Consider the following 18,799-nt stretch of genomic DNA (forward strand, 5'->3'; position numbering starts at 1 on the left):
GATGTGCCTGGCGCAGCGCCATGGGCCAGCGATCGGCCGGCACAGACGCTTGCCTCACGCTGGTCGGCAACGGTCATCAAGGCGTCTTCCGCCGCGCTGTGCCCAAGCGCCATCAGGGCATCTGGTGCTTCATGATGCCAGCGCCGCGGCGAAGCGTCGCAGGCTTGGTGCTGGTGCGCCGCGGTGCAGTCAGCGACGCCGATCTATGGCTGATCGCGTGGATCGATCGGCGCCAGCTCATCCATGATTGCCGTCAACGCCAGCGCTGTCTGCAACTCCATGGCGCTGTGACCGGCGTTGGTTCGCACATAGGTGACCGGCGCCGCGCCGACCGCGGCCAGCGCCGCGACCAGCCGGGATGCCTGGGTGAGCGGGCACACCTGGTCGAACCGGCCATGGACGATGTGCATCGGAATCGCTGCGATCCGCTCGACGTTGCGGAGGATATAATCCGGCTCGAGGAACAGGTGGTTGGCAAAGAAATGGGCTTCGATCTGCGCGAACGACAGCGCGAACTCGGCATCGCCGAACTTGCCGGGATCATCGTCCTGGGGGATCATGTTGGAGATCGTGCCTTCCCACACCGACCAGGCCAGCGCCGCCCGCAACTGCAGCGCGCGGTCGGCGTCGTTCTGCGGCACCATGTCGAAGATCGCCTTATAGGCGTGCATCATGTCGGCGCGGCGATCGGCCGGAATGACCTCGACGAACGCGCGCCACTCGTCGGGATAGGTCACATAGCTACCGGGCTCGGTCAGCGCGAACGGCGCGTCGGCGAAGGTCGCGGCATTGCCTTGGTACATGTAGCGCAGATCCTCGCGCGCGCCGATGAAGATGCCGCGCAGGATCAGCGTGGCGACATGCTGCGGATGGCGGATCGCATAGACCAGTGCGAGCGTGCTGCCCCAGCTTCCGCCGAACACGTGCATCTTGCCGACGATACCGACCGCGTCGCGTAAGGCGTTGATGTCCTCGACCAGATAGTCGGTGGTATTGCGGGTCAGCGCCACCTGGGGTCCCGCTTCGGCGACGGTCGGCTCGCTTCGGCCGCAGCCGCGCTGATCGAACAGGATGACGCGGTAACGGGCCGGATCGAAGAAGCGAGCCATCCCCGGCGCGCAGGCGCCGCCGGGTCCGCCGTGCAGGAACATCACCGGCTCGCCCGCCGGATTGCCATATTCCTCCCAGTAGAGCCGGTGGTCGGGCGCGGAATCGACCTGCAACAACCCGCTGCGACGGGCGTCGGCGGCGGGGTAGGTCCATTCGTCCGTTATGGCACTGGTCGCCTGAAGCACGGGAATAATGATCGTTCATCCTTACTGCGTGTGCGACGGCTAACCGCCTCTGCTCCCGTTCGCAACCGCGCCCGGCCGCCCGGTTTCCCGCTCAACAGGCTCGTCCATCCACGCCCCGTGACCGTTGTTCACGTTCCGCGCCGATGCCCAGCCTGGTGGATTGCACAAGGTCCGCTGGGCGCACACGCTGGCACATAGCCACCGTCGACCGTTTCGACTTGCCAAGCGTTGTCAGCCAGCGGGAAGAGGGAAGGATCATGACAAAGACGATCGCAGGCCTGTTCTGTGCCGTTCTCGTCGCCGGTGTCGCGGCGGCCTCGAACGCGCAGACCATTACTGCCGCCAACCCGGCGCAATATGGCATGGGCCAGTATTTGTCAGAAGGACGCTATCGCGCCGACAACACGTTGCGCACAAGATGCTTGGGCGAGGAGAAAGAGGGTCGCCTGACGACAACGTGCAAGAAATACCGCCATGAGCTGAACCGGCTCCTTCGGCAACGGTCAGCAATCTAGCGGCGGCCGTTAGCGCCGACCGGCTCGACGGCGAGCGCCCCTCGCGCGATGCTACGCTCCAGACCAAAGCGCACCGGTTGTGCTTGAGAAGCAAGGGCGGCGAGAGCTCGCTTCAACCGCCTGACCAGTCGGCTGTGATCTCGCCCTTATGCCCCTCCGGCGCCAGCGCGGCACGCAGGGCTTCCAGCAAAGGCGGCAGTGCCTGCGTGAAGGCATAGGGCGGGTTGACGATGAAAAGCCCGGCGCCATTATAGATGCCGGGCTGGTCGTTATCGTACAACCAATGCTCCACCTGCAGCAATTTCGGAATGCCGAGCTTGCGCACCTGCTCCTTCCATCGCCAATGCGCGGCGCGGTCCTTCAGCGGATACCAGATCACCGTCACGCCATGCGCCCATTTGCGGTGAGCGGCGGCGAGGGTCGCGGTGATACGGTCGCGTTCATCGAGTTGCTCGTACGGCGGGTCGACCACCACCACGCCGCGCGCGGTTTGCGGCGGCAGCATCGCCAGCCAAAACTCATAGGCGTCGCGCTCGTGCACGGCAGCGGATGTGTCGCGCATCGCGCCGCGCAGGGTATAGGCGTCCTGGGGATGTTTTTCGTTCAGGATCAGCAAATCCTGCGGGCGCAGAAGCTGCGCCAGGATCCGAGGCGAGCCGGGGTATAGATGTGGCTCTGCCCCGACATTCACCGCCTGTACCGCGGCCCGATAGTCGTTCAGCAACGGGTTCTCGTCGGCAACGGTCCGCAGCACGCCCTGCGTGGCCTCGCCGGTGCGTTGGGCGTCATCGCCGCCAAGATCGTACAGCCCGCAGCCGGCATGAGTGTCGATCAGCGTCAGCGCGCCCGGTTTCTGCTGCAAGGCCCGTACCAGGGCGATCAGCAGGCTGTGCTTGACGACATCGGCGCTGTTGCCGGCGTGGAAGGAATGGCGATAGTTCATGGCAACCCAACATCCTGACGATCTGCCTTCATCCGTGCTGCAGGGGCGGTTCCCGAGCGCAAAGCGATTGAAGCGATCAGTCCGGCGCTAGTATAAAGGCGGGCGGCAACCTTCAACGCACTTGCGCGGCGAGGCTTCAAGCCGGCTTCGGGGAAACCGCCGGCGTTCGCCCGGTGTCGTCGGTCTCCTAGCGTGCGAACAGCTCGACGACGCTTGCTGGCGCCGCCACGCCAAAGAAGCGCTCGAGGTTGCGGGCGCTCTCGCCGGCGATGACTTTGCTCCGCCCAAACGGCGCGACCTCGTAGGCGGCGAGCGCGCACTCGCGGTCGTTCGGCCACGTCACGATCGCGCGGGCCAGATCGGCATCGTCCAGCATGGCGAGATTGGCGCCTTCACCGGCAACCGGCCACATCAGGTGGGCCGCATCGACGAGCAGTGCCGCCGTTGTCTGCGTGCCGTCGGCGAATGCGAGGCTGTGCCGCCCCCCCCAACCCAGCGGGCGAACGGCGCTCAGCTTGTGGCCTCACTGTATCGCATCGTGGGGAAGCGCGCCGATCGACAGGCGGCGCAGGTCGCCGCGATCGAGCTCCGGCCGGTGGAGGCGGGGTTGCCCGGCGGGTCCAGCAAGATCGTGCCCGCCTTGTCGACGATCCGCTTGGCGTCTTCACCCCGGCCTGACGATACGACGAAACGCGTCGACCAGCCCGGCATCGGCCAGCGCGCGTTGGCCGCTCTACTCGTGGATGTCCAACAGCCCGCCCTGCCCGTACGCCTGTGGCGTGGCATCGCCCTCGTAGACGACGGCGGTGACGCCGTGCCGGCGCAAGACGCAAGCCAGCGCAAGGCCGTCAAGCCTGGCGCCGATGATGGTGATGGGTTCGTGCACAGCGTGGGCTCCTGCTCCAGTGGGCGGCACGTGTTGGCGCCGGCCGCGTCGGTGGTATGCAGCCGCTGGCAGGGCACAGGTCCGTGCATGCGCGTCACGGCGAGCCGAGTAGACATGCCGTCGTTTTTCGCGACGCCAGGCCCCTATCTGATGCGCAACGACCAGGCAATGAAGCCTCAAACGACTCGCTCGACCCAACGTAGGTCCACGTTCGGCGCCGCGTCGGCGGCAACGATCGCCCCGTGGGCGCGCAGGAGCGGTTCGTCCGCTTCCGATCGCACGAGACCAGAAGCGGACAACGTGGCTTAGCCGACTTGATCGAAGAACATGTATAGCTCGGCGATCTTCCCGTCGCGAGCGATGACAAAGTCGGTGCCGGCATAGGCCGGTGGCTCACCGGGTACGCCCGATGTCCACCGTACGCGGCCGGCGGTGCCGTGGATCTCCTCGGGGGCGCCAAGTTCGACGTAGCGGAATGCGGGGTGCGTCGCCCGGATCACGCCTGCGTTCCGATCGATGGCGTCATGGCCGCGGTGGATGCCGTCAGGTGCGTAAAAGGCCCCGTCCTCGGCCCAGAGCTCGGCAATTGCCGCCCGGCGCCGCTGCGGGTCCGCTTCGCCGAAAACGTCCTGAAGGTTGCGACTCATCAGCGTCGAGATGTACGTCATGATCGGTCTCCTGTTCGGGATCTGGCGGTGGTTCAGATCTGAGCCTGACCGCCATCGACGAACAGCTCCACACCGTTGATGAAGCTGGCATCGTCCGAGGCGAGGAACAACACCGCCTTGGCGATTTCCTCCGGCTGCCCGACGCGACCGAGCGGGATCAGGCTGGCGAGATAGTCCTTGGTGCCGGCCGCCTGCTCACCCCCGCCGAACAGTTCGTCGAGGCCCGCAGTGTCGGTCACGCCGGGGCTGATCGCATTGACCCGGATGCGGCGATCCTTGAGATCGAGGATCCAGTTGCGCGCGAAGTTGCGGATCGCCGCCTTGGTCGCGGAGTAGACGCTGAACGCCGGCGTGCCCGAGATGCTGGTGGTCGAGCTGGTCAGGATCACCGACGCGCCATCCTTGAGCAGCGGCAGCGCCTTTTGAACGGTGAACAGCACGCCCTTCACATTGATGTCGAACGTCTTCTGATAATGCTCCTCGGTGATCGCGCCGAGCGGCACCATCTCGCCACCACCGGCATTGGCGAACACCACGTCAATCTGGGCATGCTGCTGCTGGACCGCATCGTAGAGCCGGTCGATGTCGGCGAGGTTGGCCATATCGCCCTGCACCCCGGTAACGCGCCCGCCGATCTGCTTCACCGCCGCGTCGAGCGTTGCCTGGCGCCGCCCGGTGACGAACACCGCCGCGCCCTCGTCGGCAAACGCTTTTGCGGTCGCGAGACCGATGCCGCTCGTGCCGCACGTCACCACCACCACCTTGTTCGCAAACCGGTCCGTCATCGTCAGTCTCCTCGAATGTAGCGGCGGGATGCCGTCGCCCGCTTTAACTGGGGCCAGAACGATGATGCGTGTAGTCGGTTGATATGGCACACAGCGTTCCACTGGAGGAACGATGCAGATCGACCTGAACGACCTGGCCTATTTCGCCGAGGTGGTCACGCATGGCGGGTTCGCCGCCGCAGGCCGTGCGCTGGGCGAGCCGAAGTCCAAGCTCAGCCGTCGGATCGCGGGCCTTGAAGACAGACTGGGATTACGCCTGATCGAGCGATCGAGCCGGCGCTTTCGCGTCACCGACACCGGGCAGGCCTTTTACGTACGCTGCCGCGCGATGCTGGCGGAGGCGGAGCAGGCCGAAGCGCTGGTGGTGCAGGCGCAGGCCGAGCCGCACGGCCGCGTGCGGTTCAGCTGCCCGACGGGGATGATCGAGCCGATCTCCAGCCTGATCGCCGGGTTCCTCGCGCGCTATCCCAAGGTCCGGCTGCAGCTCGTCGCGACCGATCGCGCGGTCGACCTGATCGAGGAGCGGATCGACCTCGCGCTGCGTGTCCGCACCGCACTGACCAGCGATGCTGCCCTGACGATGCGGTCGTTGGGCCAGTCGACGCGTATCCTCGTCGCCAGTCCGCAACTGGCGAGCCGGATCGACGACGTGACTGCGCTGGCGACGATGCCGGGGTTGAGCACGAGCGATGCGGCGGACGATCTCGCCTGGCACCTCGAGACCGATGACGGACGCACGCATGTCCAGCGCGGCGAGGCGCGGCTTGGCTGCAGCGACATGGCGGCGGTGCGCCGGGCGGCGGTCGAAGGGCTCGGTGTAGCCCTGCTCCCCGATCACGTCTGCCGCGCTGCGCTGGCGGCAGGTAACCTCGTCCATGTCCTGCCGGCCTGGCGCGGGCAACGCGGCATCGTCCATCTCGTCTTCACGACCCGTCGGGGCCTTGCCCCCGCGGTGCGCGCGCTGATCGATCATCTCGCACTCGGGTTCGCACAGGGCCCGCTCGGCCGCTAACGCGCGTGGGCGAGCACGGCGAGGCGCGCGGATCGACAGGCGTGTCGGTCAACATAGAGTAGCTTATGGCTTAAACGCAGCGACAACCTTCTGTGGCGGGCGCGCGGAGCGTCCACGGTGGACGGTCATCAGGCAGCCGGGAACTATTGATCCCTCGAAAGAACCAGCCCTCGGTGCCATGGGACGACTTGGATAGGATCCGGCGGGTGCGACACGATCATGGTCGCTCGGCACCCATGTCCGGTCTTGTCCGCAAACGACAACGCCGCCCGTGAGGGCGGCGTTATGATTTGTGTCGTTGGTTGCGGGGACATGCATTGAACGGTGCCACACTTCGCCAATCATCGATATTTAGCCGCCTGCGCGGATCAAGGCAGAGCCTGACCCAGCTAGGTAAGCAGTGAACCTCAAAGCCTGCGTTCCAAAGCTGCTCGAAGCAAGTGCCTAATAGGCGCCGACTGGGACGAAGCCGTCATTCGTAGGTCCCGCGAAAGACGTCAGCTTTCGGTTGAAGCGGTCATTCCCGCTGGCTCGCCCCTTTTCTAATATCAGTCGCCCATTGAGGCGCAATTGGCAGTGAGCGGGCAGGCAACGCATCGCCACCACCTGCCTAGCCTCAGTCAAGCGATACCAAGAAATTGTCGATGTGCGCGTCCCTGCGTCGGGAACGCTTCAACCTCCCCTTCAAGTTGCGAGCCGCCGGGCGTTCCAGCCGGAACATTTCCGGGTCGCGGGACGCTTGTCCCTGCCAGGAGAGTGACGATGGACCAGAGTCTCGACCGCCTCCTCACTGCCCTGGACGTGACGCCGCACGCCTTTTCGGTCTGCCGGATTCAATCCGGCTGGCGGATGACGTTTCCGGTTTTCAAGGTCATCACGATCCACTTCGTCCTGCGGGGGAGCGGGTTTCTGCAGGTCGGCGATGCCGAGCCGCTCTCCTTCTCGCCGTCCAGCGTTCTAATCGTCCCGGCCCTGCAACCGCATTGGGTCGGCGACGCCCGGTCCACCGCCGATGTCGGGCCGGCCGCTGAGCAATGTGAGCTGATCGGCGACGGACTGGTCGAATTCACCGCCGGCGACGGCACGGAAGACACGCTGCTCCTCTGCGCGGCGGTTTCGGCGCCGCACGATGCGGCGCTCGGCGTGTTCGATCTGCTGCGCCAGCCTGTCGTCGAGACCCTCGCCGCCAGCCACATCCCCCCGGCAATTTTCGACATGATGCGCAGGGAAGTGGCGCACGCTGGCCTCGGCACGCAGGCAATATGCCAGGCGCTGATGAAGCAGGCACTGATCACCCTGTTGCGCGGACACTGGCGATCGATCGCGGATGACGCGCTGCTCGCCGCGGCGGTTAACCATCCCCGCTTGGCGAAAGCGGTCGCCGCCATCGTCGAGCGGCCCGGCGCGCATTACACCGTCGATAGCCTCGCGTCCCTCGCCGGCATGAGCCGGGCGTCATTCTCCGATCATTTCTCTCGCGCCTTTGGACAAGGACCGATCGACTTCGTGCAGAAGGCCCGGTTGAGGGTCGCTGCGCGCCTGCTCGAAGTCACCGATCTTCCGATCAAGGCCGTCGCGGCGAGTGTCGGCTATACTGGCTCGCGGTCGTTTGCGCGCGCTTTCGAAGCTGCTCATGGCGCGTCCCCGACCCGTTATCGCGAGACGTCGGAACACGCGATATCGCCGCAGTAGGTGTCCGATCGTCCAAGGTGACAGGCGCGGCATCCAATCGATCGGCAGTGCGGGAACTCGCCTTGAGGCGAGCCGTCATGACACCGGGTCTTCGCGCACAGGTGCTTCGGTCCACCAACAGGAGAAGCATCATGAATACCGATCGCCGCACGATTCTGACCGGAGCCGCCGCCGCTCTCGTCGCCGTTCCCGCCATGGCGATGGCGCAGCGAAACGGCCGGATGATGAACGATCCCGCTGCGATGCCAATGCCCGACGTGTCGGGCACGCGCACGAACCAGCAATTTTCGATGGGGGTGATCGGACCGGCGATGCTGTCGCTGGCCACCAGCCAGATCGCGGTCGATCGCGCGCGCAAGGCCGACGCGCGCGAGTTCGCCGGCTTCGAGCTGGCCGAGGCGATCGCCGTCACCACCGTGCTCAAGCAGCTCGGCACGCCAGTGCCGCCGATGGATGCCAAGGCGCAGGCGACGCTGGACAAGATCCGCTCGGCGGCGCCCGGCGCCGCGTTCGACCGCGCGTACATCGACGCGCAATATGAGAACCACGTGTTCCTGCGCGATCTGGCGACCGCCTATCTCGGCAATTCGCCGCCGAACCCCAGCGACATGGCGGAGATGCACGGACGGCATCTCGCGACGCTCGCGCTCGCGACGTTCAAGGAACACACGATGATCACCCAGCGCATCGCGCGCGAGCTTCGCGCCTGAAGTCTCGGCCTGGCCCGTGTCGCGGGCCAGGCCGCCGTCGATCGCTCTCATACAAGGTCCTGCTCATGTCCAATGTCCCGTACAATCAGCCCGTTCGCTTCTCTCCCGATGTGGAGACGATCCCCGACGGCGAGGCGGAAGCGATCAAGGGTCTGGGGGAGCAGGTGAAAGCCATCCAGGACAAGACGCGGGCGGATTATGGTACGGCGATCCGGGGCATCCACGCCAAGGGTCACGCGATCGTCAGCGGGACGCTCGAAGTCCTTCCCGGCCTCGCGCCGGAACTGGCGCAAGGCCTGTTCGCGACCGCCGGCAGCTACGAGGCGTTGCTGCGTTTCTCGACCTTGCCGGGCGACATCCTCGATGACAGCGTCAGCGTTCCACGCGGGCTCGGGCTGAAGATCATCGGCGTGACGGGCGAGCGCCTGCCGGGCGCGGAAAGCGACACGACTCAGGACTTTGTGCTCGTCAATGGGCCGGCGTTCGCGTCGGCGACGCCCAAAGCGTTCCTCGCCAATCTGAAGCTGCTCGCCGCATCGACCGATCGCGCCGAAGGCTTCAAGAAGGCATTCTCAGCGACGATGCAGACGATCGACGCCGCGCTCGAGGCGGTCGGGATCGCCAGCCCCACCGTACAGACGCTCGGCGGCGCGCCGCAGACCCATCCGGCCGGCGAAACCTATTACAGCCAGGTGCCGATCCGTTACGGCGACTATATCGCCAAGATCTCGGTCGCCCCGGTCTCGCCCAATCTCACCGAACTGACCGGCAGCAAGATCGACACCTCGGGGCGACCCGACGCGCTCCGCGAAGACATGCGCGCAACGCTGATCGAGCAGGACAGCGTGTGGGAAGTGCGCGTGCAGCTGTGCACCGACCTCGAGGCGATGCCTGTCGAGGACGCATCGGCGCTGTGGGACGAGGCGGCCAGCCCTTATCGCGCGGTCGCGCGACTCAGCGTGCCAGCCCAACTCGGCTGGGAAGTCGGCGTCAGCAACGCGAAGGAAAAGGGCACGTCGTTCAGCCCCTGGCATGGCCTTGCCGCGTTCCGGCCGCTCGGCGGGATCAATCGATCGCGTCGGCCCGTCTACGAGCAGTCGGTCGCTTACCGCGGATCGCACAATGGCTGCCCGATCCATGAGCCGCGTTCGCTGGCGGACGTGCCGTCACAGGGGCCGACGATCGACTAGGCCAGCGGGAGCAAAGGCCTCACGATGTTCTGCTCTGGCCAATACTCTGGCCGGAGCGGTGACGTGCCGTGCGTTTTCGCAAGTGTACACATGCCGATGGCCATCTTTTAATGCAATCAGACTTCAGGAGATCACACGTGCTGTTCCATACCATGGTCGGATCAAACGACATCGAACGGTCGAAACGTTTTTACGATGAGGTTCTCGGCGTCCTTGGGGTGGATGGGGCGACGCTGAACATAGCCGACAGCGGCCATACGCGACTCTTCTACCGTAACGAGAATGGTACCAACTTCATTGTCTCACAGCCCATCAACGATGAGCCGGCGACCGTGGCAAACGGCAGCACTGTCGCCTTCTCGTGCGACTCGCCCGGGCAAGTGCGGCAGTTTCACGACGTCGCTGTCGCTGCTGGTGGTACGTCGATCGAAGCGGCGCCTGGGCCTCGCGAAACGGCCGCCATGGGAGTGATCGAGTTAGCTTATGTTCGCGATCCGGACGGGAACAAGCTTTGCGGAATTCACTTCCCCAAGTGACATGCCACGCATGTAGCTGGATTCCAAGAGCGCCGCGGTGCTTGCGTGTCTTCTCGAAGTGCTGCTGATCGACACATTCTGCGCCACCACGGGGCCGACCCCAGCCCCCGGTTTGCTGCGCGGGCTTGGCCGACGACAGCTGGCACCAGCTCTGCGCCAGATGCACGCCGAGTTGAGCCGAGCCGAGCTTGGACGGTAAGAGAGTTGGCCAAGGAGGCGGCGCTATCGCCTTCGACGTTTTTCGACCGATGTCGTCAGGAGGTCGGCCTTTACGTCAATGGAATATCTGCTTGGCTGGCGCATGGCGATCACCAAGCAGATATTAGGCTGCGACAGCCTTAGCGTCGCCGAGGTCGCGCAGCGCGTGGGATACAGCTCCTCGAGCACGTTTGGCGTGGCGTTCGCACGGCAAGTCGGCGCTTCACCGACCTCCTATGCTCGCGGGCACGAGCGGACAGCGAGCCAGATGCAGTGAGGCGGCAACCGGTCGCTGAGAGCCGCTCTTACCAAACTTGCATCGACATGAACGATCGACGGCCTTCGGGCGCAGTGCCGACCAGACGCTTCGCGCACGCTGATCGGCAGCTTCCGGCAGGACCGGACGTTCACTGATGCTGATGTTACGACCGGGTCTGGTCGGCGGTTGCCTCAAGCCATTCCTGCTCATCGGGCTCAAATGCGTTCTTCAGTCGGCCAATCTGGCCGTCGGAGAATGATCATGGAGATGCCTGAAGTAGAACGCACCGCCACAAACACCTAGCGATCGACGAGGAACAGGCAGCGCTCATCCGTCGCATCTTCCAGCTCTATGCTGACGGACAGAGCCTGAAGCAGATCTGCAACACGTTCAACGCGGAAGGCCTCCCTCCCCGCGCGTCCGCGAGCGCGGAAAATACAATGCGGGTATCTGGAACCCGTCGACCTTGTCGGGAGACGTGACACTCGCAGAGGGCATCCTCAACAACGAAATCTACATCGGGCGGCGCATCTTCAACAGGCGGCGCTGGGTGGAGGTCCCCAACGAGCGCCGCGGTTTCGCCCGCAAGCCCTGCCTGAACCGGGAGGCGGAGTGGGTCGTGCGTGACGAGCCGAGCCTGCGCATCATCGAGCAGTCGTTGTGGGATGCGGTGAAGGTTCGTCAGGTCGACGCGCGTATCGCCTGCGATGAAAAGTTCAAGCTGTCCGGCAATCCGCTCAGCGGCGCCAGACGCCCCGCCCAATTGCTGTCCGGCCTTGTGACCTGCGGCGTGTGCGGCGGCGCGTTCGTCGGCACCGGTAGGCGCTGGCGCTGCAAGGCGGCTCTGCGCAAGGCGTGCAGCAATGCCTCCACCCCATCGAGGAACTCGAACGTCTCGCGCTGGCGGGCATCCGCGACCGTCTCCTCACGCCAGAGATCATCGGCCGGTTCGCACGCGAACTGCAGCGCGAACTCGACGAGCAGCAGCGGACGACCCGTGCAGATCGCAGGCCGTTCGAGCACGCGCTCAACGAGGCGCGGCGACGCATCGCCAAGATCGTACGGCGTCTCGAAGACGGCGATGACGGCCCGAAGGCGCTGCCAGCCAGGCTCAAGGAACTGGAAGCCGAGGAAGCCCAGCTCGCCGTCGAACTCGCCAGCGCCCCGGACCGCACCGTCGTGCGCCTGCCAGCGAACTATGAAGCGGAATACGCGCAGACCGTCGAAAGCCCCGAACAGCATCTGAGCGGCACTGAAGCTGGTCCTGCACGAGACGCAATACGGCGGCCGGTCGAACAGTCGTGGTGCACGCGAGCGATTCCCGCGGCGAAAATATTCGGCGACTGAAGCTGAAGGGCGACCTGTTCCGGATGCTCGAGTTCGCCGACGACGCGGCGTCTGGAGGCAGCCGCGGTCAGAACGCACAAAAGCCCCGGTCCGTCGGGACTGGGGCTTTGAGTGTTACGTCGTTGGTTGCGGGGACAGGATTTGGCCGTCATCATACGTTGATTGTTACGGATGCCTAAGCCGTCGATAGCTAATTTGGTGCTGCCGCCCACTGCCTTGCTGCCGACGATGGTGCGGGAACGACGAGGTCTGGTGGATCCCAGCTGGGCGGCTCGGCGTTAAGGTCCGAGACAGCACGTTGAAAGCGCATGTCGAACGCGGCGGAAAAGAACATCGCGGCAGCAGCTGCACCCACTGTGATGCCCGCAACGATGACTAGCTGGTCATCGATGACGTCACCAAGGTTGGCCAGGGCGATAACAAGCGACGCGACACCGACAGCCACCACAGGCAAGCGAACGCGTATGGAGATGCGAGAAGCCAACGGGTCAGTGTCCATTGAGCCTCGCTGCTGAAACACTGCGATTGTGCAACCGACGCCAACATCGCTTCTGGGCGTTTCCAGCCGAACCGGTTTTAAAGTCCGCGCCTTCAGCCACGTACGTCGCAGCTTGGTGATCAGCGATCATTCCGCGCTCGGTAGGCGAGCACCACGAACAGGGGCCACGCGAGCGCGCTAATTCCCCAAGTCGCTATGAACGGGTAGACGATCGCTGGCGCGTTCATGTGAGGGCCAAAGCGAAGCATAGCGAAGCCGCACATGAGGAACACGACCGCTGTGCCCGCAAGCCAAATCAGTGCTGCTTTGAGCGACATGAGCTTGATTGTGATGCCCGAGCGCGAGAGCGTCAATGACCGGAATTGGGCGACTGCCGTCCGGCAGCTTGTGGCTTCCGCTTTGCCGATCGTGAACGGCGCGGCCTGGTGGTTAGGCGACAGTCCGCCCTTATTTGCGGGCTCGTTGTTGAGGAAACACGATGGTCGCTCGCGCTAATTCACACGGCAATATCTTTGGATATTTGCTCGCAAGTCCTTTCGGCCACCTCGCTCGTATGACGCCGCCTGCGTGCTGCTCCAAAGCATTTAAGCAGAAGTCATTCATAGTTCCCCTTCTGAACGCCGCCTGCAAGAGAGAGTGATCGTAACTGTCAATTGCAATATCGACTTCTCCAGCATTGTAGGGGTCTATGTGGACGTCCGGCCCTCCTCGAGACGACGACAAGCCTTGGTTTATAATTCGGTATTGGACAGGCCGCCAAGGTGAGTGGTTGCCATAGAAGGTATAAGCATTGTAGATGCGCGGTGCCAAACCTCCCGCCAACGCGCCAAAGCCAACTGCTGCTAACGTGCTAATTATTATGGCAGTGAACACTCCTGTAATTCCGTTGTTTGTGGCAACAGCTAAGCGAAGGCCTGGTAGCAGGCCAGCGAGCGCGCCCGCCGTCACGCATGTCCAATGAAACCCACGCGGTGTCGGCGTCATCAGCACGGATGAAGCCATCAAGCCCCATGCTAAATTCATTGATATCAGTATGGTCAGCGCGACCGCAGCGGCATTTCCAAAATGCTTAAGGGCTGCCTCAATGGTGCGATCTTTGCCTGTTTCATCCATGAGGGCCATTATTGTAGCCCTCGGTTACTCTTCCATGAAGAACGTCGACCTCTGGGTGTGAGACGTCATGCTGCAACAGATACGGCACTAACGGCAAACTTGAAGAAACCCCGCTACCCCGCGGATGTCTGCTGTTGGGCGCTTGCCGACTGGCTGCTTCCAGGGTCCGCTTCGCAAGCTGCGAATGTCGCGATCTGGTGGGATGCGGAACAGCCGCTTCCGGCGCGTTGGGCTGCAATACCTGACATTGGGCAGATGGCTGCTCTTCCTAAAATGAGCGAGTTCCGGGAATGGCCGGTTTAGGCGGCTATCGACCTTTTCGATCTTGGGCAGACGACCGATGCGTTTATCGGAGGTCTGCTGACTCCCGCTGGACCGTAAGAGGCAAGCTCGGTATTTTGCGAACCTGATCGAGCGTTTGAACCTCGAGCTTCGGGTCGGAGAGCCAAACATCTCCTTTACCCCAGAGCAGGAAGCCGTAGCTTACATGGTCGGCTCCGTAAAAGACTGGGCCTACGATCACATCGAGTTGCTGCCACCCGAAAGTGCCGTGGAGCGGATCTCGATGCGTGTCGCCGCCCATTACTCGCGTACCATAGCCGCCCGGCGCAAGCCAGAAGCGAACTTCTTCGGCATCGCGCGCCGCAACGATGGCAGAGAAGTGCAGGTAACGCCCAATCATTGCTGGCGTGGTCTTCACAATCTGGCGTAGCTGGCCCCAGCCACTAGGCGAGGTCACGGCCGCACCGATGCACATGGGATCACCGTTTTCAGGGACGCGAAAGACATACTGCCCGATGCCGTTGCCAGCGCGCTGCCAAGTGTCTGAGCCGGAAATCTGTTCTCGATCAGCCTGCAACCTCAGCACACCTCGCTTGTCCGGTGCGATGACGCGCTGATCGGTCTTGACAATCCCGACTCGCACAAGATCAACTGGGTCGCCAGGGCGTCGCACGCAGCGGGGGGGGGTGTCTTTGGCGACGGCCCCAACCTAGTCGGGCGCTTCCCGACCACGACAATATCAAGCGGTTCGCTTTCTCCTGCATTCCGGTCCGCAGTTTGACTGGTGTCGCTTTGGGCCTTCGAACTCCCGGCAAGGGAGCATGCGTACAAAGCAACAAGAGCGAATGCCTTCAGGCTCATACCATCACCTCTCCCCTGTCGTCACATGAGCCTAATCAGACGCGCACCCGACCGCAATAAAGCAACCTGCAGGCTCCCTTGATGTCCGCGGTCGCGTTAGCCGCCTCGACGCAGAACGATCGCCAACGTCGCCAATCCGCAGACCGGCGCGATTATGAGGGACCAGATCATCGCCGCTAGGCCGCCTTGGCCATCGTGAGGGTCTATATGTGTGTACCAAGCGATCATGATCACGTTGATAAGGAAGAAGCTCGCGAGCAGGGCGGTCATGGCCCACAAGAGCGCCCGGACAAATCGCTGCGAAGTCATGGTTCGATCGTGCGCTAGTGAACGAAGGTCTGCAATTGGGAAAGCAGGAGGCATCTCTTAACGGCCGACAATGGGCGCTTTCAGCCTGGCCGCTTTCCGCCGGCGAATGTCGCGATCTGGTGGCAAGCAAACATTCAGTCGATCGTTCGGCTGAGCGCCGGGGAGTGGGCGCAAGCTGACGGGCCGTTCCAGCGTCCGCTTCCTAATCGCGATTGTCGCAACCTGGTGGGAAAGCGGAACGGCAGCTATCGGGAGAAGATCCCACATAGCTGCCGTTCGAAGCGTGTGCACACGCCAATGGCCTTGTGCTTACTCCGCCAATTGCTGGTTACCCGTCTCCACTCGCTGCCGAGTGATGATCGCCGGGTCTGCATCGATTGAATGTAGATAAGCCACTCGCTCGGGGCTATGCCGTTTAAACCGACGAAGTGCGTTTGCCTGGTCATCCGTGAGGTGGATTTGGACGTACCCCCGCTCGATGAGGCACCGGTCTATTACGGCTTGGAGTTGATCCCGAACGTCGAGGGAGACCATGGCAACGTATTTTGCTCCAAAGGTGTTGCTTCTCCGCGCAATGTCGTCCGCTGACCTGAGTTTAGTTATAGCTTGTACGACATTCATTGGGGCGCTTGACCCAATCTGAATGACTGTATCGAGCAACTGCGCAGAGCTTAGTGTATCAAGCTCACGGAGTGTCTCTGGCTTAATGTAGGCCATCACGTAGCGTGAGGTTTCGGTGCACTCAGCCGCGTCTTGGGCATATCGGTCCAAAGGCACACCAGCCTTACCCCACGACGTTTCAATGTGGTTCTCTGCGACCACTGGCGGAGCGAGGATTGTCGAACACGCGAGCGCAAGGCCAAACAAGAACCGCATAAACGTCTCCCACGTCAGGCGTTGTTAGTATTTCACGCTGCGCAGAATGACCGCTTTAGAGAAAATGGCAACCTGGATCTTTCGGCGCAATTTGGGCGACAACTGACTGGCAGCTTTGCGGCTCCGATGACCCACTAGCCGACAATTAGCGAGAGCCTTGCGCCTCCCGCAATCTGCCATTTGTTCATGTCGGTCGTGCGAGCGCTCGCGGTGTATGGCTTTTTCCCGGAGGGCATTATCCGATGAAAGCTCAACAACCGCTTCCCTTCGAGGAGCGCAAGGCAGGCGCTAGCATAAAGAGTCTTAGCGCTCGCGTACGTAGCTCCAGGTCGCCCATAATTGGGCCAGCGAACCAAAGATCGTCAAGGCAATGCCCAGTCGATGCATATAGGCAGGTATAGGCGAAAGCACCGCCGCTACCAGCAACATTAATATGCCGATTAGGGTAACAGAGTAAAGCCAGACAAGTCGTTTACGAAAACGCTCACGATAATAGCTGGTCCGTTCAGTCATCGGCGCGAACGTAGCATGTCTGTCACGTCTGATCTAAGAATGGCGTTGAGACTACGACTGGTCATATCGAACGGCGTTGCTGATCAGCAGCCAGAGCAAACGGCTCAACGTGGCCGCCTACCGTGTCATATCCCGCGCCATCAACCAGGACCTGTGGGATAATCGGCCGGCAATTGTATGTGGAAGCCATCGATGCGCCATAAGCACCTGTGGTGTGGAAGACGGCTAGATCGCCTCGCTGCACTCGATCGATCTGTGAAGCCAGTGCGAACGTGTCTCCTGTCTCGCAAACCGGTCCAGCGATATTGGCGATCATGCACCTGCCATCGGGAGCTACCGCCTCAAACCGGTGAATCGCTCCATACATGGCAGGGCGCACGAGATCGTTCATCGCCGCATCTACGATCACATAGGGGTATCGAACGCCCGGCTTGACCCAGATCACGCGAGTAAGCAGCAGACCAGAGGCGGCAACGATGATCCGGCCAGGCTCAAAGGTAAGGACGACATTCCAGTCGGCCGTAATGCGCTCAACCATTGATGCGTAATCGGCAAGCGTAGCGGTGATCTCGCCCGCGGCGTAAGGAACACCTAGTCCACCTCCGAGATCGACTTGACTGACTGCATGCCCATGCGCGCGTAATTCACTGATAAGAGCACCGACGCGGCTGTACGCCTGCTCTAGAGGCGCTAGCTCGTGAAGCTGGCTTCCGATGTGAACGGCGACGCCGCGCAGATCGAGGCCCTCATGCCCAGCAAGCCGATCGTACATCGCCGCCGCGTCGACGATTGGCACGCCGAACTTGTTCTCGCGGCGACCGGTCGAGATTTTGGCATGGGTACCGGCGTCGACGTCCGGGTTGATTCGCAGCACCGCCGGCGCGCGCAGGCCCCGGGCCGCCGCCAGCGCGGAGAGCACGGCGCCTTCCTCTTCCAGCTCCAGGTTGAACTGACCGATGCCGGCCTCGAGCGCCTGGATCATCTCGGCGTCGGTCTTGCCGACGCCCGAGAACACGATGTCCTTTGGTGCCATTCCCGCCGCCAGCGCGCAGCTCAGTTCGCCGCCCGAGACGATATCGGCGCCATAGCCGCGCGAGGCGAGCAGGCGCAGCAGCGTGATATTAGGGTTGGCCTTGACGGCGAATGCCAGCCGGGCGCCGCCGATCCGCGCCAGGGCGCCCGAAAAGGCGTCGGCCGAGGCACGCAACGCGGCCGCCGAATAGACGTGAACGGCGGTGCCCACCTCATCGGCGACGCGGGTCAGCGGGACGTCTTCGGCATGGAGGATGCCGTTGCGATGAGCAAAGTAGGTCATGGTTTCCTGCAATCGTGGGTCAGGCGTCCGCCTCGTCGACACGGCGGCGATGGCGACGGATGCGTTGGGCGTGGATCACTGTCGCGGTGTGGACGTGACCTCGGCGTTCGGCGCGCCAGGCGACGGCGACCCGCTTGCCGTTGATCATCAGCGTCAGCCCGAACAGCACCAGCGGAAAGAGCAGGAGGATTAGCGGAGAGCCGTTCATCGTCAGCGCCACGGCACAGGCGCACAGGCTCAGCACCGCCCCTGCCGCCCGCCATGTCAGATCACGCTTCGTCATGCGTCGTCACCCCGATCCGCGGGATCGCGGATGACGAGATCGGCAGCGCGCGACAACGCCTCGTCGATTCCAGGCCGGCGCGCGCCCGACCACAGCACGATGTCCGCAGGGAAATCGGCTTCGTCGCGCAGCGCGGCGTGTGCGTCGGCAAGCTCGAACGTGACGCCGATCGCCGGGTCGGACAACGATCGGGCCGCCGTCCGGGCTTGGCCGATCAGTGTCGGCGACCCATCGATGCCGCGAACCTCGATGGCGGTGAAGCCGAGTTCGCGGGCCCGGCCCGCGGCATGGAGCAGCAGCGCTCCCGCGCCGCAATCGGCGTCCACGATGCGTACCGCACAGCGTCGCCGCAGCCGCAGCGCGACAAGCGCCGCGTCAAGTGCCGGCCAGCGCGGATCGTGCAGCGCTCCCCGGCTGTCCGGCGCCACAGCCGATGCCCGGTGCGTTGATGCCGGGGCGCCGGGATGACGAAGAAATAGGCTGGTCATCGCCGTGCCTCCTGCGCCGACGCATGCTCATGCGCAGCGACTGGCGCGAAGGATATCAACGGCGCGAGCGGCTCTGCCGCAATCATCACCGAGCCATGGTAGATCTGCCGCTCGGCGCGAGCGAAGCTCATCGCCGCCGCCTGCGAGACGAACCGGCCTTCGAGGCACTTGTTGCTGTCCTGGACCAGCCAGTGTCCGGCGCAATCCTGTCCGACGTAGATGAT

22 protein-coding genes and 2 pseudogenes are annotated in these 18,799 nt (G+C 63.4%); 10 read left to right on the forward strand and 14 right to left on the reverse strand.

Annotation, left to right across the window (positions count from 1 at the left end; all coding sequences use genetic code 11):
- Nucleotides 1-203: 203 nt before the first annotated feature.
- Nucleotides 204-1,295: a prolyl aminopeptidase gene (pip, locus tag AC07M8_RS17650; protein WP_495175539.1), complete on the reverse strand. Its 1,092-nt coding sequence runs from the start codon at nt 1,293-1,295 to the stop codon at nt 204-206.
- Nucleotides 1,296-1,552: 257 nt separating this feature from the next.
- On the opposite strand from pip, the gene AC07M8_RS17655 reads away from it, so the two are divergent.
- Nucleotides 1,553-1,810: a hypothetical protein gene (locus AC07M8_RS17655; protein ID WP_495175540.1), complete on the forward strand. Its 258-nt coding sequence runs from the start codon at nt 1,553-1,555 to the stop codon at nt 1,808-1,810.
- Between the two features lie 112 nt (nt 1,811-1,922).
- Here AC07M8_RS17655 and AC07M8_RS17660 read toward each other — a convergent pair whose 3' ends face one another.
- The 5 genes from AC07M8_RS17660 to AC07M8_RS17680 form a co-directional block, all read right to left on the reverse strand.
- Nucleotides 1,923-2,753: a 23S rRNA (adenine(2030)-N(6))-methyltransferase RlmJ gene (locus AC07M8_RS17660; RefSeq protein WP_495175541.1), complete on the reverse strand. Its 831-nt coding sequence runs from the start codon at nt 2,751-2,753 to the stop codon at nt 1,923-1,925.
- Between the two features lie 187 nt (nt 2,754-2,940).
- Entirely contained in the window at nt 2,941-3,165 is a 225-nt protein-coding gene (locus tag AC07M8_RS17665; protein WP_495175542.1) for a hypothetical protein, read from the reverse strand.
- 321 nt (nt 3,166-3,486) lie between these two features.
- Nucleotides 3,487-3,639: a hypothetical protein gene (locus AC07M8_RS17670; RefSeq protein WP_495175543.1), complete on the reverse strand. Its 153-nt coding sequence runs from the start codon at nt 3,637-3,639 to the stop codon at nt 3,487-3,489.
- Nucleotides 3,640-3,944: 305 nt separating this feature from the next.
- Nucleotides 3,945-4,307, reverse strand: a complete 363-nt coding sequence (locus tag AC07M8_RS17675) for a nuclear transport factor 2 family protein (protein ID WP_495175544.1) — start codon at nt 4,305-4,307, stop codon at nt 3,945-3,947.
- A 32-nt stretch (nt 4,308-4,339) separates the two neighbouring features.
- Nucleotides 4,340-5,092 (reverse strand): SDR family NAD(P)-dependent oxidoreductase, encoded by a 753-nt coding sequence (locus AC07M8_RS17680; protein ID WP_495175545.1) that lies wholly within the window; start codon nt 5,090-5,092, stop codon nt 4,340-4,342.
- Between the two features lie 112 nt (nt 5,093-5,204).
- On the opposite strand from AC07M8_RS17680, the gene AC07M8_RS17685 reads away from it, so the two are divergent.
- The 9 genes and pseudogenes from AC07M8_RS17685 to AC07M8_RS17725 all read left to right on the forward strand — a co-directional run bounded on the left by AC07M8_RS17685 (nt 5,205) and on the right by AC07M8_RS17725 (nt 11,935).
- A complete protein-coding gene (locus AC07M8_RS17685) occupies nt 5,205-6,104 on the forward strand; it encodes a LysR substrate-binding domain-containing protein (RefSeq protein ID WP_495175546.1) in 900 nt (299 codons plus the stop codon).
- 762 nt (nt 6,105-6,866) lie between these two features.
- Complete coding sequence (locus AC07M8_RS17690) at nt 6,867-7,796, forward strand: cupin domain-containing protein (RefSeq protein ID WP_495175547.1); 930 nt, start codon at nt 6,867-6,869, stop codon at nt 7,794-7,796.
- A 131-nt stretch (nt 7,797-7,927) separates the two neighbouring features.
- Nucleotides 7,928-8,506, forward strand: a complete 579-nt coding sequence (locus AC07M8_RS17695; RefSeq protein ID WP_495175548.1) for a DUF4142 domain-containing protein — start codon at nt 7,928-7,930, stop codon at nt 8,504-8,506.
- Nucleotides 8,507-8,571: 65 nt separating this feature from the next.
- Nucleotides 8,572-9,696, forward strand: a complete 1,125-nt coding sequence (locus AC07M8_RS17700; RefSeq protein WP_495175549.1) for a catalase family protein — start codon at nt 8,572-8,574, stop codon at nt 9,694-9,696.
- A 137-nt stretch (nt 9,697-9,833) separates the two neighbouring features.
- Nucleotides 9,834-10,232 (forward strand): VOC family protein, encoded by a 399-nt coding sequence (locus AC07M8_RS17705; RefSeq protein WP_495175550.1) that lies wholly within the window; start codon nt 9,834-9,836, stop codon nt 10,230-10,232.
- Nucleotides 10,233-10,476: 244 nt separating this feature from the next.
- A pseudogene (locus tag AC07M8_RS17710) lies at nt 10,477-10,707 on the forward strand (helix-turn-helix domain-containing protein); the annotation flags it as partial.
- Between the two features lie 287 nt (nt 10,708-10,994).
- The gene (locus tag AC07M8_RS17715; protein ID WP_495175562.1) at nt 10,995-11,171 is read left to right on the forward strand and encodes a recombinase family protein; all 177 of its coding nucleotides are present in this window, start codon (nt 10,995-10,997) and stop codon (nt 11,169-11,171) included.
- Nucleotides 11,135-11,353, forward strand: a pseudogene (locus AC07M8_RS17720) (recombinase family protein); the annotation flags it as partial. The gene AC07M8_RS17715 and the pseudogene AC07M8_RS17720, both read left to right, overlap by 37 nt.
- Nucleotides 11,354-11,479: 126 nt before the next feature.
- Complete coding sequence (locus AC07M8_RS17725; protein WP_495175563.1) at nt 11,480-11,935, forward strand: hypothetical protein; 456 nt, start codon at nt 11,480-11,482, stop codon at nt 11,933-11,935.
- 291 nt (nt 11,936-12,226) lie between these two features.
- On the opposite strand, the gene AC07M8_RS17730 is transcribed toward AC07M8_RS17725, so the two are convergent.
- The 8 genes from AC07M8_RS17730 to AC07M8_RS17765 all read right to left on the reverse strand — a co-directional run.
- Complete coding sequence (locus AC07M8_RS17730; RefSeq protein ID WP_495175551.1) at nt 12,227-12,535, reverse strand: hypothetical protein; 309 nt, start codon at nt 12,533-12,535, stop codon at nt 12,227-12,229.
- Between the two features lie 447 nt (nt 12,536-12,982).
- Nucleotides 12,983-13,657: a hypothetical protein gene (locus tag AC07M8_RS17735; protein ID WP_495175552.1), complete on the reverse strand. Its 675-nt coding sequence runs from the start codon at nt 13,655-13,657 to the stop codon at nt 12,983-12,985.
- Between the two features lie 337 nt (nt 13,658-13,994).
- A complete protein-coding gene (locus tag AC07M8_RS17740) occupies nt 13,995-14,573 on the reverse strand; it encodes a hypothetical protein (protein ID WP_495175553.1) in 579 nt (192 codons plus the stop codon).
- 314 nt (nt 14,574-14,887) lie between these two features.
- The gene (locus tag AC07M8_RS17745) at nt 14,888-15,061 is read right to left on the reverse strand and encodes a hypothetical protein (protein WP_495175554.1); all 174 of its coding nucleotides are present in this window, start codon (nt 15,059-15,061) and stop codon (nt 14,888-14,890) included.
- Between the two features lie 1,489 nt (nt 15,062-16,550).
- The gene (lysA, locus tag AC07M8_RS17750; protein ID WP_495175555.1) at nt 16,551-17,804 is read right to left on the reverse strand and encodes a diaminopimelate decarboxylase; all 1,254 of its coding nucleotides are present in this window, start codon (nt 17,802-17,804) and stop codon (nt 16,551-16,553) included.
- Between the two features lie 19 nt (nt 17,805-17,823).
- Complete coding sequence (locus tag AC07M8_RS17755) at nt 17,824-18,087, reverse strand: hypothetical protein (RefSeq protein WP_495175556.1); 264 nt, start codon at nt 18,085-18,087, stop codon at nt 17,824-17,826.
- Nucleotides 18,084-18,515 (reverse strand): methyltransferase domain-containing protein, encoded by a 432-nt coding sequence (locus AC07M8_RS17760; protein WP_495175557.1) that lies wholly within the window; start codon nt 18,513-18,515, stop codon nt 18,084-18,086. The genes AC07M8_RS17755 and AC07M8_RS17760 overlap by 4 nt, the downstream gene beginning before the upstream one ends.
- 56 nt (nt 18,516-18,571) lie before the next feature.
- The coding region (locus tag AC07M8_RS17765; RefSeq protein WP_495175558.1) for a hypothetical protein at nt 18,572-18,799 on the reverse strand (228 nt) is incomplete at its 5' end.

This window comes from Sphingomonas sp. GW821-FHT09E03 (assembly GCF_059416225.1).